This is a genomic window from Bacteroidales bacterium, assembly GCA_016707785.1.
In the GTDB taxonomy this organism is placed as follows: Bacteria; Bacteroidota; Bacteroidia; order Bacteroidales; family UBA4417; genus UBA4417.
The window spans coordinates 126,549-143,894 of the sequence record JADJGZ010000015.1; the positions used below are offsets into that span (position 1 = coordinate 126,549).

Consider the following 17,346-nt stretch of genomic DNA (forward strand, 5'->3'; position numbering starts at 1 on the left):
CTCATCCATGCCGAACCGACTCATAAACGAATCCAGCCCCTATCTTCTGCAGCATGCCCATAATCCTGTTGATTGGTTTCCATATTCAGAGGAAGCATTCGAAAAGGCCCGGCAAGAGAATAAACCCATGCTATTCAGTATAGGTTACTCCTCCTGTCACTGGTGTCATGTGATGGAAAAGGAATCGTTTGAAAATGAAGAAATTGCACATTTAATGAATGAGAATTTCATTTGTGTGAAAGTGGATAGGGAAGAGCGTCCCGATGTTGACCATTTTTATATGGATGCAGTTCAATTACTTTATGGACATGGAGGATGGCCTCTGAACTGCTTCACTTCATCTGATGGTAAGCCTTTCTGGGGAGGAACCTATTTTAAGCAGGATCAATGGAAAGAAATATTGAAAAACGTTTCCTCCGTCTTTAAAGGCCAGTATAGTGAATTTATTGAACAGGCTGCTGAAGTTACTGACAGAATCATGAAGAATTCCAATGTAACGCCTGATTCGGGATTGCATGTATTGGACGATGATTACTTTCAGGAAATCATGTACTTGCTTCGGCAACACCTTGATACCAATATGGGTGGAATGTCCGGGGCCCCAAAATTCCCTATGCCTGAAGTCCTTCAGATGTTGCTAAGATATTATCATGCCTTTAAAAAGGATTTTGCCTTGGAACATGTGGTCAAAACGTTGCATTTTATGTCAAGGGGTGGCATTTTTGACCAGATTGGAGGAGGATTCGCCAGGTATTCAGTGGATAATAAATGGAAGGTGCCGCATTTTGAGAAAATGCTTTATGATAATGCATTGTTGGTAAGCCTTTACTGCAATGCATACAGGATGACAAATGATCCTTATTTTAAGGCAGTTGTTGTAGAAACACTTGAATTTGTAAAAAGGGAATTAACTTCTCCTGAAGGCTTATTTTATTCATCACTGGATGCTGATAGTGATGGCACAGAAGGCTTTTATTACACCTGGACCCGTGAAGAATTCGATGAAGTGCTGGGTGCTTACAGTGAACTTATTGCTGAATATTATGGATTGGGTTCCGAAGGTGTATGGTTGCATAAGCGCTGTGTTCTATTCCGCCCTTTTCAGGATGAAGAATTTGCCAAACAACACTTTCTTTCTACAGAGGAATTACATTCACTTTTACATCATTGCAGAAGTCTCCTGATGGAAGAGCGTTCAAAAAGGGTTAGGCCTGGTTTGGATGATAAAGTCCTTCTCTCATGGAATGCTTTGATGATAAGAGCTTATGCAGATGCATATTCTACTTTTGGGACGACTGAATATCTCGGGATTGCATTGAATGCAGCCAGGTTTATTAGCTCTGCTTTTAGAAACCCCGGGGAAGGGTATTTTCATACCTGGAAGAATGGGAAAGCACGAATCGCCGCATTTCTGGATGATTATATCTTTTTTGCTGAAGCCTGTCTTTCAATTTATCAGATTACCCTTGACAATACCTGGCTAGGAGAAGCTGAAAGTCTTGTAAAATATGCACTTTCGAATTTCTCTGATCCTGAATCCGGACTGTTCTTTTTCTCGGAGTCGAAGCATCATTGTATTGTTCGTAAGACGGATATTTACGACAGTGTGGTTCCCTCTTCCAATTCAGCAATGGCAAGGCTCTTGTTTGCCATGGGGACCATCACCGGGAAAAATGCTTATCTCGAACTGAGTCAGCAGATGCTCGCAGGAATGACCGGGAAATTGCTGAGTTACCCAACTTCTTATGCCAACTGGGTGAGCCTTGCTTTGGAAATTAGCAGGCCTTTCTATGTGATTGCTGTTGTAGGGGAGGATGCTCATGAAAAAATCCAGGAGTTTGGCCGGCAGTACCTTCCATTTGCTATGATTGCCGGATCTACGATGCCCGGTGATTTGCCCTATATCAGAAACCGATTTGTAGATGGGAAAACCCTGATCCATCTTTGTAACGAAACTGCATGTTTTGCTCCGGTGGATTCAGTCGATAAAGCGATGGATCTGCTTAAAATTGGCTTTAAGCTGGCAGAGTAATCGTTGTAACTGGTTCTCTTATTCTTTGGAAAATTCCTTTACCATTTTACGATAGGCCGAAAATACATTGGCCCGGGAGACAAATCCCACATATTTTCCTTGTTCAAGCACAGGGAGATTGTAATGCGCAGTTTCCTGGAATCGGGTTGCCACATCCTCCATCGTCGCATTCCTGTCAACATAAGCATCAGGCATAAACATCAGGTTGCTCACATAAACCGAATCATATAATTCAGGTTTAAAGATAATTTCTCTTACATCATTTATGAATACAACACCAAGAAAATTATTGTCCTGATCGGTAACAGGAAAGACGTTTCTTTGGGATTTCGAAACTACTTTAACAAAATCGCCTAGTGTAGCATCCGGCCTTACAGTATTAAAGTTGGTTTCAATGAGCTTTTCGATTGAAAGTCGTGTGAGAACGGCCTTATCCTTATCATGGGTAATCAGTTCCCCCATAGCTGCGAGTCGCTTGGTATAAATTGAGTGAGGCTCAAAAGGCATGATAGTAAGATAAGCAATAACGGCTGTAATCATCAAAGGAATAAAGAAAGCGTAACCTCCTGTAATTTCAGCAATGAGGAAGATGGCTGTTAAAGGGGCATGCATCACAGCAGCCATCACTCCCGCCATTCCAGCCAATGCAAAGTTGGATTCCGGAAGCCTGCCGGGCTCAAAAAAATTCACCACCTTGCTAAGGAAGAAACCGGCTACACCTCCCATGAATAAAGAGGGTGCAAATACTCCACCTATTCCTCCACCTCCAGTGGTTGCCGACATGGCAACTACTTTAAAAGTCAGCAACAGAACCAGGAAAACCAATAATAATAAGTAATTGCCCCCGGCCGGATAAAAGAAACTTCCCTCCAGCAAACTCATCCCTTTTCCACTCAATAATGTGCTCAAAGTTTCATAACCCTCTCCGAATAATGGTGGAAAAATGAAAACCAACAAGCTGGTGATGAAACCACCTGCCAATAACCGGATAAAGCCTTTTGGCATTCGCTGAAACTGCTTTTCGATGGAGAGGTTTGCCTTTGTGAAATAGAGTGAAACAATCCCGGTAAATAATCCAAGAAGTGCATAGAATGGGAGATTCGCCATGCGAAAAGGATGGTCAGTTACCGAAAAATGGAATAAGAATCCACTTCCCATGAAGAAATAGGCAAGGGTTGTACCGGTAGCTGCAGAAATCAAAAGTGGAATCAGGCTTGCCATGGTCAGGTCAAGCATCAACACTTCAAGGGCAAAAATTACTGCTGCAATCGGGGCTTTAAAGATGCCCGCAATAGCACCTGCGGCACCACAACCGACCATTAAAGTAGTCGTATGATAGTCCAGCCGAAGAACCCTGGATAGATTGGATCCCAATGCTGAACCTGTCAGCACAATTGGGGCTTCCAAACCAACACTTCCTCCGAATCCAACTGTGAGCGTGCTGGCAATCATAGAGGTAATCATATGATGCGCACGCATGATAGAATTGTTTCGTGAGATCGCTGAAAGAACACGGCTGATACCATGGTTGATGCTGTCCCGCACAATATACCTGACAAAAAGGTAGGTTAATGCTATTCCTATAAATGGAAGCGCAAGGTAAATGAGGTTGAATCCATGCCTGTCAATCCCGGTCATAATTAAATTATGAATCAGGAAGACCGCATTTTTCAGTAGTATAGCAGCAAGCCCTCCTAAAGCACCGACAATCAAGCTTAATAGCAATACAAAAGTTCGCGGTGAAATATGCTTCAAACGCCAACTATGTAGTTTAATGAAGAAACTGCCTTTACTCATAGGTTAACAAAAATAGAAATTTATCTCTACCTGTCTTGTGATAGAATCTTTATGGTGGTAAATTTTAAATAGTCTTAGTAACAATTTGCATAAATTGACGGTACTATGACTGACTGAATTAAATTTGCAATACCATATTCATCGATTCATATTTTTTGATTCTTGATTATATGGAGGTAAACCTTTTTAGTAAGTATCTGATAATAGATCTGTTTGGATTAAAATATAAAGGTATTGATCATGAATAAAGGCAAGAGAAAGAGTAATGTTGCCATATTATCAGTAATTTCTAATTCAACATTGGTAGTTCTGAAACTGGTTGTTGGAATTTTGATAGGCTCTGTTTCTGTTATATCCGAGGCAATACACTCCGGCGTGGATCTTATTGCTGCCTTGATTGCATTTTTTGCTGTACGCACAGCCAATAAGCCGGCTGATGACCGTCACACTTTTGGTCATGGTAAATATGAAAACCTTTCTGCTGCCATAGAAGGTACCCTGATTTTTGTTGCTGCGGGTTGGATTATCTACGAGGCTGTTAACAAACTTATGTTTCCGGGGCAAGTGGAAACACCGGGATGGGGAATACTGGTTATGGGGTTCTCAGCGATAGCTAATTTATTTGTATCACGACGATTATTTAAAGTTGGGACTGAAACTGATTCAATGGCCTTGATTGCAGATGGATGGCACCTGCGCACAGATGTCTGGACATCATCGGGTGTAGCAGTGGGCTTAGGCTTTTATTATCTTGGAGGGGTTTTCTTTCCGGATCTTCAGCTTCATTGGATCGACCCCGTTGTAGCATTAGGTGTAGCCGGGTTAATTATTAAAGCTGCCTGGGAACTCACCTCAGTATCCTTCCAGGCATTGCTTGATGAACGCCTTCCTGAAAGTGAAGAATCCATTGTTACCACTATTATCTCCTCGTTTTTTCCCCAGGCTAAGAGTTTTCATAAACTTAAGACCAGGAAATCAGGTTCAGAGAGGTTCGTGGAATTTCACCTGGTAGTACACAAAGATCTGACTGTGAAGATAGCTCATGATATATGTGATGAAATCACAAGACAAATTGTCGAGAAATTACCTAATGCAACCGTTATGATCCACACCGAACCATGCCTGGATGCATGTGATGGATTATGCAAAGGAAATTGCGAAATATTTGAATATTGATGGAGCGTAATCTCTGATTAATTATATCGTATTTGTTTAAATAGCAGTGTACTTCCGGCAAAAATCCCATACCCATTCTCGATATTGGTATAAATCTTAATGGGTTCACTGAATGGATTATTCTGACTTTCGTTATATTTTATCAAACTCTTTCGGAAAAGAAAGTAGTCTTTGGATAAAGTGGATAATTCTACAAAAATATCAACGCCGGGAGTATCTCCTGAATAGGTTATTGGCAACTCAATACTAAATTCCTGCCCATTCACATATTGATCGGAAAAATAATAGGATTCTCCTTCAGTGAATTCAATCAAAGGATTAGTTGCCTCATTACCGAAATTCTGTAAGGAATTCTTATAAATATAAATGCCTACTGTATCGCCATACTCATTAAAGCTGTAAGAAGTATCTAGCATATACATGCTTAGTTTATAATAATTGCCAGTTTCAGGAGCGTCCTTCAAGTCAAGTAACAACTTACCCTTTGAGAAAAAATATCTGATCCCATAGGTCCATTCCCAACTGGAGGTATCATGCACGGTTGTGGATAGTTTTTTGATTTCTGCTGCTAATGGAATATCTGAAACAGCGGTTACAGTTTCATAACCATTGTGCCTGGCAACTAGTTTATACTGATGCCCGGCTTCAGGCTTAATATCAGGAAAGTAGTAGGAATTCGACTGGTTAGCCCCAACCTGTGTGGCCAATAGGGAGCCATCCTTATAAAGTTCCAGGGTTGCCTGGGTTAAAGCCTTGTTGGGAGCATTATCGAGTATTGACAAACTCTTATACAGAATCACACTAATTCCGCTATCAGGTATCATGATGCAGTCTAATGCTATCCTGGAAGCTGTTTTTGGGAAGTTTTCTATTTTCTCGGTTTTCTCACATCCGATAAACAGCAGAAAGAAAATGATGATTGGAAATATTGCTTTCATAAATCTTTACTTGTTTTTTGGGATTGAAAACCTGAAGGTATAACTCACAGATGGTATCATCTGGAATAAGCTTACTCTTTTCAAAGCTTTGCTACCTCTTGAGTCAGTTCCGAAGTAATAATAAAATGGGTTTTTACGGTTGTACACATTATACATTCCTAAGTTCCAGGAGCTTGTGCCCCATTTAGTTTCCTTCGAACGTGTGAATGAAACATCCAGCCTGTGATAATCGGCTGCCCGATATGAATTCCGTTTGTCAAAGGTTTGAATTTCCCATCCATCGGGCCCGGGAAATTTAATCGTAGCAAGGGTAACTGCATTCCCGGTTCCATAAACCCATTCCGCAGAAAAATCCCACTTATCATCCAACTTATGCATTAAAACAATGGAAATGTCATGCCGCCTGTCGAATTTGTAAGGGAAGGTTTCTCCATAGTTTATATCCGGAAATGTGCGGTTGCTCCATGATAATGTGTACCCGATCCAGCCTTTGGTCCGGCCTTCTTTTTTCTGCAGCAGTATCTCCATTCCATATGAATTCCCTTTTCCACTGGTAACCTTTTCTTCCCAGTTGGAATTTGAGTTCAGGTAGGTTGCACCTTCGGTATATTCTATAATATGATTCATCCATTTATAGTATCCTTCTACCGAGACGAGGTAATTACGACGGAATGTCCTGGAAATACCTGCAGCTACCTGTTTTGATTGCTGGGGTTTGATGGAAGAAGTGGATGGAACCCAAAGGTCAGTAGGTAATCCAATGGATGAATTAGTCAGCAGGTGGATATTTTGTTGCATACTGGCAAATGAAGTCTTCGCGATCCAGTCATCAGGAAGCAGGTAACGAACCGAAACCCTGGGTTGCAATGAATGATAAAACTTCTTGTCTACCAGGAAAGATGAATAATGTAAACCGAAGTTAGCTTTAAGCCGCTCATTAAATTGGTAGTCATCCTCAAAGTAAATGCCTGTTTCCAAAGCCCGGACTGGATTTGGGCCAGATGTGCTATCATTAATATTCGTATTGGATTCCTCAATATTAACGGTATTCACACCGGGTTGGAAAGTATGAAAAGTGGAAAGTAACCCAAATTTGATGAAATGTGAAGGATTAGGCATATAATCTATATCCGCCTTTATCGCGAAATCCCTGATCCCCGACAGATATCGGATTGAATACATTTTAGTGGTGGTCGATGTATCTGTAACCACGATGGATTCCTGGAAGTCTTTAACCGTGAAATTATAGTTACTGTATGTGAATGCAAGGTTCCCAAACGTTTTTTCATTGATCTGGTGATTCCATTTCGCTGAGGATGTCAGGTTTCCCCACGAAAGTGACGATTTACTCTGTTCCTTATAAATCACACCATCATAAAGGTATTCATAAGGAAGTACGTCATTATAATACTCATCTTTACCATTATAAACACTCAGGTATAGCCTGTCTTTCTCCGAAATAATATGGTTGACCTTTGCATTCAGGTCATAGAAAAAGAGTCCGTTCTTGTTATACTCAGTAGTAACTCCTCTAACAATGGGCTGGGCCAGGTAATCGATATAAGTTCTTCGTCCCGTTACAATGAACGATGTTCTATCTTTCAGGATTGGCCCTTCTACCATAAGCTTGGAGCTGATCAGACCCAGGGATCCTTCGACATTCAGCTTTTTCATATTTCCCTCCTTCATCCTGATATCTACTACTGATGACAATCTTCCACCATACCTTGCCGGAAATCCACCTTTTATAAGTTCGACATTCTTAATTGCATCAGCATTGAAAATGGAGAAAAATCCCAATAAATGCCCGGCATTATAAACAGGGGCATCATCAAGAAGAATGAGGTTTTGATCAGGGCCACCACCTCTGACATAGAGTGCGCTGCTTCCTTCAGTTCCTGATTGAACCCCGGGTAAAAGCTGAAGCGACTTCAAAATATCAGTTTCCCCCATAAACGATGGCAGGCTTTTCATTTGCTGAATCGGGATGTTAATACTGCTCATTCGGGAGGATTGTTCCAGTAATTCGCTGCCTGATGCAGTAATATCTACCTGTTGGAGAGTGAGCGACGATTTGAGGAGAACCATCAAGTTCATGTTGCCATTCAGATTGATTTCTTCAAATTTTGTTGAGTACCCTATATAGCTGAAACGCAGGAGATGGTTTCCGGCAGGAAGAGTGATGCTGAAAAAACCATAGGCATTGGTAGAAGTGCCTTTAAGACTGGCTTTTTCAAAAATATTGGCACCTGGTAATACTTCCATACTCGCTGTATCCTTGATATAACCACTAATGGTAAAGGATTGTGCCGATAAAAGCAGGATATTAAGCAGAAAGATGATGACTAGGAGAAGCCTGGTGAATACCTGCATAAACTAAAGTATAATGTACGAATGAAAAGTTATTGTTCAAACGGTTTAAATGTAAAGATATTATGAGGTGAGTTAGATATATTAATGATTTTTAACTAATCATAGTCCCTTATTTCACGGGGGAGTAGCACATTTATTTTGTTGATTATTTCTGTAAAACTTCTTTATGAAAAAGGGAAGAAGAGCAGAGGCATCCATTAATTTTGCATTCCGATTGGAATCTTATGAAGATAATCTCCTATAATGTCAACGGTATCCGGGCTGCAATCGGCAAAGGACTAATTGAATGGATAAAGTCTGCTGATGCTGATATTGTCTGTTTCCAGGAGATAAAAGCCCAGGTTGATCAGATACCGATCCTTGAATTTGAAGCCCTTGGGTACCAAACTTATTGGTTTCCTGCTCAGAAAAAGGGTTATAGTGGCGTTGGAATATTGACCCGTAAACAGCCGGATCGCGTTTTGTATGGCATTGAACATCCCCTTTATGATTTTGAAGGACGATTTCTGAGGGCTGGATTTTGGGGATATTAGTGTTATTTCGGTTTATCATCCATCCGGTACAACAGGTGAACATCGCCAATCCTTTAAAATGGAATGGCTGGATTATTTCCTGAAATATACCATTGAGCTCCTTAAAACACGACCAAATCTCATCATTTCCGGGGATTATAACATTTGTCATAAGGCCATCGATATCCACGACCCTATACGCAATGCTACCAACAGCGGATTTCTCCCTGAAGAACGTGCCTGGGTGACCACATTCCTTAATGTCGGATTCATCGACTCATTCAGGTATTTTATCAAAGAACCTCATCATTATTCCTGGTGGAGTTATAGGGTAAATGCCAGGGAAAGGAATCTGGGCTGGCGTATTGATTATCATATGGTCAGCGACCCACTTGAAAACCGAATGAAACGTGCCGCCATCCTCCCAATGGCAAAACACTCGGATCATTGTCCTGTATTACTGGAGATTGATTTTTAAAAGGCTGGATAGATTTCTATTTCAGCTAAAGCTTATTCATCATGTCAATTCAAAATTATGAAACTAAAAACCCTGCTTCTTTTCCTGATCATAGGATCCATGAGTCTTATGTCATGTGTTTCAACAAAAAAGTATAATGATCTTGCGGGCAGATGCAAGTCTGAAAATGAACGCTTGTCAGCAAAAGTCGATGAACTCACCACCCAGGTGAATGAGCTCACTGCCGAAAATCAAAAGATTAAAAAAGATAATGCCAGGATGAAGGCTGATACTACTGAACTTTCATCCAAACTGCGGGTACTTACAGCTGATTATGAAGAATTGGACAGGTCGTATGAGATGCTAAAGGCTCAGAGCACAGGCAATGAGGAGGAAACACAACGGATAATGGCTGAATTAAAGGCAGCCCAGGATGACCTGCTGTCCAGGGAAGATAAACTCCGGGTATTGCAATCAGAACTTGACCAGAAAGGGAAGAACCTGTTAGAACTTCAATCTGCAATAGCAAAGAAAGATTCAATCACCCAGGCTTTACGCAAAGCCGTTGCCGATGCCCTGATGGGTTTCGAAGGGAAAGGCCTTTCTGTTCATATGAAAGATGGGAAAGTATATGTTTCGATGGAAGAAAAGCTACTCTTCGCATCGGGAAAATGGGAAGTTAGTGCTGAAGGCATATCAGCATTAAAGAATATATCAAAAGTGCTGGAAAAAAATAAAGATATCAATGTCCTCATCGAAGGTCATACTGATAATGTGCCTTACAATGGTACCGGACAAGTAAAGGATAACTGGGATCTTAGCGTGATGCGTGCTACATCTATTGTAAAAATCATCCTGGCCAATGCTAAAATTGATCCTAAACGACTCACCACTGCAGGAAGAAGTGAATACCTGCCGGTAGACCCATCAAATTCAGCCCCGGCCCGCGCCAAGAACAGGCGGACAGAAATCATTCTTACCCCTAAGCTGGATGAATTGCTGCAAATCATCGGTGGAAATTAATGAATGCTGCCTTCTTAATTGAAAGGCAGATTACTTAAAAAGATCTTTGAAATGAAAGGGTGCCGGTGTTGGCCCCCTTTCAGCATGTACCCATGCCAAATCAGAATTATGAGAGATCACATTTTAGCAAAACTTGTTCTGGAAGATGGAACTATTTTCAAAGGAAAATCCTTTGGTTATCAAGCCTCCGTTGCAGGTGAAGTCGTTTTCAATACTTCAATGACAGGCTACCCTGAAAGCTTAACCGACCCATCCTATGCTGGACAGATCCTGGTAGCGACTTATCCGCTTATCGGTAATTATGGCGTACCAATGAGTGTTGAAGAAGATGGCATGCTCAGATACCTTGAATCCGATCGGATACAGGTAAGTGGACTGATAGTTTCTGATTATTCCTTTGAATTTAGTCATTGGAATGCAGGTGAAAGTCTTTCAGATTGGTTGATACGAAACAAAATTCCAGCGATTTACGGGATCGATACAAGGGCATTGACGAAAATTATCAGGGAAAAAGGGGCGATGCTTGGAAAAATAGTTTTTGAAGGAGCTGATATTGATTTTCTGGACCCTAATGAACAGAATCTTGTTGACCAGGTAAGTTGTAAAGAAGTACAGAGGTATGGAAATGGCAGGACAAAAATACTTCTGATCGATTGTGGTGTTAAGAATAATATTATCAGGCATTTCCTTAAAAGAGACACTACGGTAATCCGCGTCCCATGGGATTTTGATTACCGGAATGAAGAATATGACGGACTGTTTATTTCAAATGGCCCGGGCAATCCAAAAATGTGTGTGGCAACCATTGAACATCTTTCCTGGTCACTGAAGCAGGATATCCCCATTTTTGGGATTTGTCTGGGTAATCAATTATTAGCGCTGGCTTCAGGTGCTGATACCTATAAGCTGAAATATGGCCACCGAAGCCATAATCAACCTGTATTGCAGGTAGGAACCAACCGTGCATTCATAACTTCACAAAACCATGGGTTTGCCATTGATAACAAGAGCCTTGGAAATGACTGGGAGCCTTTCTTTATTAACCTGAATGATGGAACAAATGAAGGAATCCGGCATAAAGCCCTTCCGGTTTTTTCTGTACAATTTCATCCTGAAGCATCGTCTGGCCCTACAGATACCGAATACCTTTTTGATGAATTTATACAGAAAATAAGGCCATAATAGATGAAGAGGTATTAGGAATGTATTAAACAGCGATCATCACTTTAAATACATTTAACCTGGTGGTAAATAGAATTTCATAAAGAAAAATAATTTTAACAAAATTCAAAATACTGATTGGTAATGAAGAAAGTCCTGGTACTTGGCAGTGGCGCACTCAAGATTGGAGAAGCAGGTGAGTTTGATTATAGCGGTTCACAAGCTCTGAAAGCACTGAGGGAAGAAGGCATCTTCTCCATTCTCATTAATCCTAATATCGCCACTGTTCAAACCTCTGAGGGTATAGCTGACAAGATTTACTTTCTGCCTGTTACCCCATTCTTTGTTGAAAAAGTCATTAAAAAAGATAGACCTGATGGAATTCTACTTGCCTTTGGAGGACAGACAGCGCTCAACTGTGGTGTAGAACTTTATCAGTCAGGAATACTTGAAAAATATGGAGTTGAGGTGATGGGTACGCCGGTAAGTGCCATTATGGAAACTGAAGACCGTGAACTTTTCGCTCAAAAGCTACACAGTATTAATGTAAAGACCCCAAAAAGCATTGCTGTTACTTCCATTGAGGCTGCCCTGGAAGCATCGGATGAACTTGGTTTTCCAATCATCGTAAGGGCTGCTTATACCCTTGGTGGTCAAGGTTCAGGGTTTTGTTATAACAGGGACGAATTGCTGAAATTGGCTGATAAAGCCTTCTCCTACTCCAACCAGATTTTGGTGGAAGAATCTCTTAAAGGCTGGAAAGAGGTGGAATATGAAGTGGTACGCGATTGTTACGACAACTGTATCACTGTCTGCAATATGGAGAATTTTGATCCATTAGGAATTCATACCGGGGAAAGTATTGTAGTAGCACCCTCACAAACACTTACCAACAATGAGTATCATAAACTTCGCCGACTGGCGATCCAGATTGTAAGGAGTGTTGGGATAGTTGGTGAATGTAATGTTCAGTATGCTTTAGATCCGCAATCAGAAGATTATCGTGTTATAGAGGTGAATGCCCGGCTTTCACGTTCTTCAGCGTTAGCTTCCAAGGCTACCGGATACCCATTAGCCTTTGTGGCAGCCAAACTGGCTATGGGTTATGGGCTGCATGAATTGAAAAATAGTGTAACCCGCACTACTACTGCCTTTTTTGAACCGGCCCTTGACTACATTGTGGTTAAAATTCCTCGTTGGGATCTTAATAAATTCATGGGAGTATCCAAAGAGATTGGATCCAGCATGAAAAGTGTCGGAGAGATCATGGCAATTGGCAGGACCTTCGAGGAAGCAATTCAGAAAGGTCTTCGAATGGTAGGGCAGGGGACCCATGGATTCGTGGGAAATAGCGACATTGAATTTACTGATATCAGGAAAGCGCTTTCAGAACCTACTGATATGCGTATTTACTCAATAGCCAGTGCTTTCGAGGCAGGGTTTAGTGTAGAAGAAATCCATGAGCTTACCCGAATTGATAACTGGTTCCTTGTTAAGTTAAGAGGAATCTACGAAACCATGCAGGAGCTTAGTAAATATCAGCATTTAGAAGAACTGGAAACTGATTTTTTATTGCATTGCAAACAACAAGGATTCTCTGATTTCCAAATTGCCCGTTTTGTGCTCAAATCGCCGGGTAACCTGAAGGCTGCTCTTCTGAAAGTGCGTGTTTTGAGGAAGCAGCTTGGGATTGTACCCTATATCAAACAAATTGATACGCTGGCTGCTGAATACCCTGCATTAACGAATTATTTGTACATGACCTATAATGCCACGGAACATGATGTTATTTGTGAACGTGACAATAAGTCTGTGATTGTTTTAGGTTCTGGAGCATACAGGATTGGCAGTTCCGTAGAATTCGACTGGTGTTCCGTAAATGCACTGTCCACTGCAAGAAAAGAAGGTTACAGGGGGGTGATGATAAATTTCAATCCCGAAACTGTAAGTACCGATTATGATACTTGCGACAGGCTTTATTTTGATGAGCTCTCCTTTGAACGAACAATGGATATCATCGACCTGGAACAACCTTTTGGAGTGATCGTTTCAACAGGGGGGCAAATAGCCAATAACCTGGCTATGCGGCTTCATGAACAACAAGTCCCTATCCTTGGGACTTCCCTGAAAGTATTGATAGTGCTGAAAACAGGCATAAATTCTCATCTTTGCTTGATAGCCTTGATATCGATCAGCCAAGGTGGAAAGAACTCTCAAATCTTGAGGAAATTCATCGTTTTGTTGAGGAAGTGGGTTTTCCTGTTCTGATCAGGCCTTCCTACGTACTATCAGGTGCGGCAATGAATGTAGTTTCCAATGAGCAGGAACTGGACTTTTTCCTTACCCTGGCTGCAAAAGTCTCCAAGGAATACCCGGTGGTTGTGTCGGAATTTGTGCAAAATGCTAAGGAAATTGAGATTGATGCGGTTGCTGATAAAGGCGAAATCCTTGCCTACGCCATCTCTGAGCACATAGAATTTGCTGGTGTACATTCAGGAGATGCCACAATGGTGTTTCCTGCACAGAAGATGTATTTTGAAACAGCCAGGAGGATCAAGAGAATTTCCCGCGATATTGCCCGTTCCCTCAATATCTGTGGGCCTTTCAATATGCAGTTCCTGGCCAAGGACAATGATATCAGGGTAATCGAATGTAACCTGAGGGCTTCCCGCTCATTCCCTTTTGTTTCTAAGGTGATAAAAGTGAATTTTATTGAACTGGCTACAAAGGTGATGTTGGGGATTCCGGTTGTTAAACCTGAAAAGAGCGCCTTCGATCTGGATTACATTGGAGTTAAAGCCTCACAGTTCTCCTTCTCGCGATTGCAGGCTGCCGACCCGGTACTTGGTGTTGAAATGGCATCAACCGGTGAAGTTGGATGTATTGGCGAAAATTATTACGAAACACTTTTAAAAGCAATGCTTTCCGTTGGATATAAGATTCCAAAGAAAAATATTCTGCTTTCAACCGGTGATGCCCGTTCAAAAGTGGAATTGCTTCAAAGTGCAAGAATGCTAAAGGAGAGAGGATTCCATCTCTTTGCTACACGCGGCACTGTAGCTTTCCTGGAAGAAAATGGCGTAGATTCTACCATGCTGCATTGGCCAGATGAAGATGCTCAACCTAATATCCTTGAATACCTTAGGGAACGCAAAATCGACCTGGTGATAAATATTCCGAAAAATTTATCCCGCACTGAATTAGCTAACGACTATACCATAAGAAGATCAGCAGTGGATTTTAATATACCACTCATTACAAATGCGCGACTTGCCAGCGCATTTCTTTATGCAATCTGCAAACTCGATCTTGAGGACCTGGTGATAAAAAGCTGGGACGAATATTAGGATTAATTGTTGCTAATAAAAACTTCGTACTTACCCGGTTTCAGGATATCGAAGGTAAGATTGCACTGCTTTAGGGTTTCCGCAACCTTGATGGTGAAATGAAGTTCGCATTGTACTGGTAGCTGATAGTTTAGAATTAAAATTTTAAGATTCTGATCCAGTTTATAGCCTGAAGAAATCTCGACAGTCAGGTCGTGAGGGATATATTTACGCATCACACTTTCAAACGCTAACTGAATACTGTTTTCAGTATCTCCGGTTTTCTTAATCGAATAATATTCAATACCGGTTATATTGGTAACCCGGTATTCCTCTTCCTGCTTAATTTCTCCTATGTAATCATTCTCTTCCCAAACACCTGCAAGTGTGGTTGTTTTTCCATTTACAGTGTATTTAAATTTTCCTTTCCCGTTTTTAAGGCCATTCTTCCACTCACCATTAAATACATCACCATTTTGATAGGTATAGGTTCCTTTTCCATCTGGCAAACCTTTACGGAAGGAACCCTTATAAGAATCAATTCCCTTAGCAGAGCCTTGTCCATCTGCCAGACTATCCTTGCAATCTCCTTTATAGCTGCCAGAAATCTCTTTCAAAAGTACCTTGCACTCAGAACTGCTTTCTTGTGCGGTAATCCCGGGCAGTAAAAATATCTGAGAAACAATGATCAATAGCAGTATTGATATCAACCTGGGGTAATGAATCAGATTATACTTCATAAATGGATAAAATTTAGGATGATTGACGCGATGTGAAATTATTATAAATCAAGATGCAAAATATTACCCGGTTCAATCAATATTCAGTTTTATTGATTGTTGTTTTTAACTTATTGGATGTGTATATCCAATGAGAATTTTAACCATTCAATACAATAAAATTCTAAACTAATCAAGCCTGTTTTCAGCCATAGCTTTCAATTTCTGCAACGAAAGAGGGAACTTCTCATTCATATGTTCCATATATTCCGGGAGAGTATCTACTTCTACTGTTAGACGGGTCATATCATCGTCCTGTTTTAACCTGTAAATCTCAAATGCACCGGTCCATTTCCGGGTTTCCTCATCCAGGGGAATTTCCTTGAAGTCGCTCATATAGCCTATATGTTTAAGGATCATGAGCTCATTTTCCTTAACAAACTCTATATCAGAATACATTCCTTCACCTAATGGTACCAGGAATTGTACCCTCTCACCTTTTGCAAGTTCACCTTTATAATAACTTCCTTCGCAAAAAGGAGAAGTCCATTCAGTATAAGATTCAGGATTCCAGAGTAATTTCCATACCAATGAAACTTCTGCTTTGATTTCAATGTTGAAAACCAGCTTTTGGATGTGATAAAGGTAGTTTCTTAACAGGTTCTTCAGAATGGCTTCCCAGCCTGCGGCGAAGTTTTCCCTTAGAAAGGCTGTTCCTCCATCTGCAAAATTCTCCACTCCATCATGTGTAATCCGAACCAAAGTCTTGTCATCTTCCGGCATAATTTCCCATGTGACCAGGGAACTGCCCTTTGAATGATCGGGATAAGACCAGGTATGTGCAAAAACTATGGGAGGTTCAATTCGGGTAATCTTACAACGATGCAGAAATTCCCTGGTTTCACCACTCTCATAGAAATAGAAATCATTTCCTTCCACGGCAACAAAATCCTGTACATCGAAGTACCATTTTTTCATTGCTTCAACATTGGTAAGTGCTTGCCAAATCTGATCAGGAGTGGTATCGAATCTTTCGGTGAATATGATAGGATTGTTCATAGTTTTTTATTTTGGATGAAAACAAAGATATTATGTTGAATACTTGAAATTGATGAAAAGTTCAATTTTAGGCATGCAACTATTGAAGTGATTTTCTGTACGGATCAATTTACTACACACTTCTTTATCAATACTTTGAGTTATCTTAACTATTTACAATTTCACTACTGAAAATCATTATAAAACTTTTGAGTGTTGTTTACCTTGGGTGCTTCATGATCATCATTAGCAATGCAAGAAAGGGAGTGAACCAGGCAACAAAGCCCCAAATATTCCATTGACGAACTAATTTCTTTAAGGGCAACCATTCACTTTCGGTAGCTATCCCCCCTTTTTCAGTCAGAGACCTTATTTTTCTTTGAATGGGTGCCAGCATGGCAGAAAATGCAAAACCGGAGATCAATACCAGTACCAGTGACCACAATATCCATCCTGTTCCAAAAATAGAATATCCGCCATGCATGGCAGCCCCGATGCCAGCAATAATCAGGATAGAAACAGAAGGAATTGTAAAAATCCTGTCTGCCTTTATAATGCCTTTTATAGTATGATGGATTATGCTGAAGTCACGGGTTTTCAGTGCAAAACGAAGCCAGAAAATGCCAATGGTGATATTTCCCATGAAAACGATCACGGAAAATAAATGTAATATTTTAAGGATTGAGTATCCCATAGGATTTTTGAATGTTTAAAATGAGTGAATAACAATATTGTCTCCGGGATTATATCCCTGGGTCCATCAGAGTGTGGATGCATACTTAAACAACCTATTT

General features: G+C 40.8%; 10 protein-coding genes and 3 pseudogenes. 6 read left to right on the plus strand and 7 right to left on the minus strand.

The features are described 5' to 3' along the window. The first annotated feature begins 7 nt into the window (after positions 1-7). Complete coding sequence (locus tag IPH84_10350) at positions 8-2,032, plus strand: thioredoxin domain-containing protein (GenBank protein MBK7173610.1); 2,025 nt, start codon at positions 8-10, stop codon at positions 2,030-2,032. 18 nt (positions 2,033-2,050) lie between these two features. Here IPH84_10350 and IPH84_10355 read toward each other — a convergent pair whose 3' ends face one another. After that, the gene (locus tag IPH84_10355) at positions 2,051-3,829 is read right to left on the minus strand and encodes a chloride channel protein (GenBank protein ID MBK7173611.1); all 1,779 of its coding nucleotides are present in this window, start codon (positions 3,827-3,829) and stop codon (positions 2,051-2,053) included. Between the two features lie 240 nt (positions 3,830-4,069). Between IPH84_10355 and IPH84_10360 the strand changes: the two genes are divergently transcribed. Beyond that, the gene (locus IPH84_10360; protein ID MBK7173612.1) at positions 4,070-5,005 is read left to right on the plus strand and encodes a cation transporter; all 936 of its coding nucleotides are present in this window, start codon (positions 4,070-4,072) and stop codon (positions 5,003-5,005) included. Between the two features lie 17 nt (positions 5,006-5,022). On the opposite strand, the gene IPH84_10365 is transcribed toward IPH84_10360, so the two are convergent. After that, a complete protein-coding gene (locus tag IPH84_10365; GenBank protein ID MBK7173613.1) occupies positions 5,023-5,943 on the minus strand; it encodes a DUF4249 domain-containing protein in 921 nt (306 codons plus the stop codon). Between the two features lie 6 nt (positions 5,944-5,949). Then, the gene (locus IPH84_10370; GenBank protein ID MBK7173614.1) at positions 5,950-8,316 is read right to left on the minus strand and encodes a TonB-dependent receptor; all 2,367 of its coding nucleotides are present in this window, start codon (positions 8,314-8,316) and stop codon (positions 5,950-5,952) included. A gap of 224 nt (positions 8,317-8,540) precedes the next feature. Between IPH84_10370 and xth the strand changes: the two are divergent. From xth to carB, 4 genes and pseudogenes are all read left to right on the plus strand, one after another. Next, positions 8,541-9,306 (plus strand): annotated as a pseudogene (gene xth, locus IPH84_10375) (exodeoxyribonuclease III). Between the two features lie 57 nt (positions 9,307-9,363). Further along, positions 9,364-10,308 (plus strand): OmpA family protein, encoded by a 945-nt coding sequence (locus tag IPH84_10380; protein ID MBK7173615.1) that lies wholly within the window; start codon positions 9,364-9,366, stop codon positions 10,306-10,308. 108 nt (positions 10,309-10,416) lie between these two features. After that, a complete protein-coding gene (gene carA, locus IPH84_10385) occupies positions 10,417-11,490 on the plus strand; it encodes a glutamine-hydrolyzing carbamoyl-phosphate synthase small subunit (protein ID MBK7173616.1) in 1,074 nt (357 codons plus the stop codon). A gap of 123 nt (positions 11,491-11,613) precedes the next feature. Beyond that, positions 11,614-14,816 (plus strand): annotated as a pseudogene (carB, locus tag IPH84_10390) (carbamoyl-phosphate synthase (glutamine-hydrolyzing) large subunit). A 2-nt stretch (positions 14,817-14,818) separates the two neighbouring features. Here carB and IPH84_10395 read toward each other — a convergent pair. The 4 genes and pseudogenes from IPH84_10395 to IPH84_10410 all read right to left on the minus strand — a co-directional run bounded on the left by IPH84_10395 (position 14,819) and on the right by IPH84_10410 (position 17,246). Then, positions 14,819-15,535 carry a hypothetical protein gene (locus tag IPH84_10395; protein MBK7173617.1) on the minus strand — a complete coding sequence of 239 codons (717 nt, stop codon included), beginning with the start codon at positions 15,533-15,535 and terminating at the stop codon, positions 14,819-14,821. A 168-nt stretch (positions 15,536-15,703) separates the two neighbouring features. Then, positions 15,704-16,150, minus strand: coding sequence for an SRPBCC domain-containing protein (locus IPH84_10400; protein MBK7173618.1), 447 nt, complete (start codon positions 16,148-16,150; stop codon positions 15,704-15,706). Between the two features lie 6 nt (positions 16,151-16,156). Then, positions 16,157-16,573 (minus strand): annotated as a pseudogene (locus IPH84_10405) (SRPBCC domain-containing protein). A 199-nt stretch (positions 16,574-16,772) separates the two neighbouring features. Next, positions 16,773-17,246 (minus strand): DUF2269 family protein, encoded by a 474-nt coding sequence (locus IPH84_10410; protein ID MBK7173619.1) that lies wholly within the window; start codon positions 17,244-17,246, stop codon positions 16,773-16,775. Positions 17,247-17,346: the final 100 nt, after the last annotated feature.

Coding starts and splice junctions, on each gene's coding strand:
- IPH84_10350 (MBK7173610.1), top strand. CDS start 8: ATGCCGAACCGACTCATAAACGAATCCAGCCCCTATCTTCTGCAGCAT.
- IPH84_10355 (MBK7173611.1), bottom strand. CDS start 3,829: ATGAGTAAAGGCAGTTTCTTCATTAAACTACATAGTTGGCGTTTGAAG.
- IPH84_10360 (MBK7173612.1), top strand. CDS start 4,070: ATGAATAAAGGCAAGAGAAAGAGTAATGTTGCCATATTATCAGTAATT.
- IPH84_10365 (MBK7173613.1), bottom strand. CDS start 5,943: ATGAAAGCAATATTTCCAATCATCATTTTCTTTCTGCTGTTTATCGGA.
- IPH84_10370 (MBK7173614.1), bottom strand. CDS start 8,316: ATGCAGGTATTCACCAGGCTTCTCCTAGTCATCATCTTTCTGCTTAAT.
- IPH84_10380 (MBK7173615.1), top strand. CDS start 9,364: ATGAAACTAAAAACCCTGCTTCTTTTCCTGATCATAGGATCCATGAGT.
- carA (MBK7173616.1), top strand. CDS start 10,417: ATGAGAGATCACATTTTAGCAAAACTTGTTCTGGAAGATGGAACTATT.
- IPH84_10395 (MBK7173617.1), bottom strand. CDS start 15,535: ATGAAGTATAATCTGATTCATTACCCCAGGTTGATATCAATACTGCTA.
- IPH84_10410 (MBK7173619.1), bottom strand. CDS start 17,246: ATGGGATACTCAATCCTTAAAATATTACATTTATTTTCCGTGATCGTT.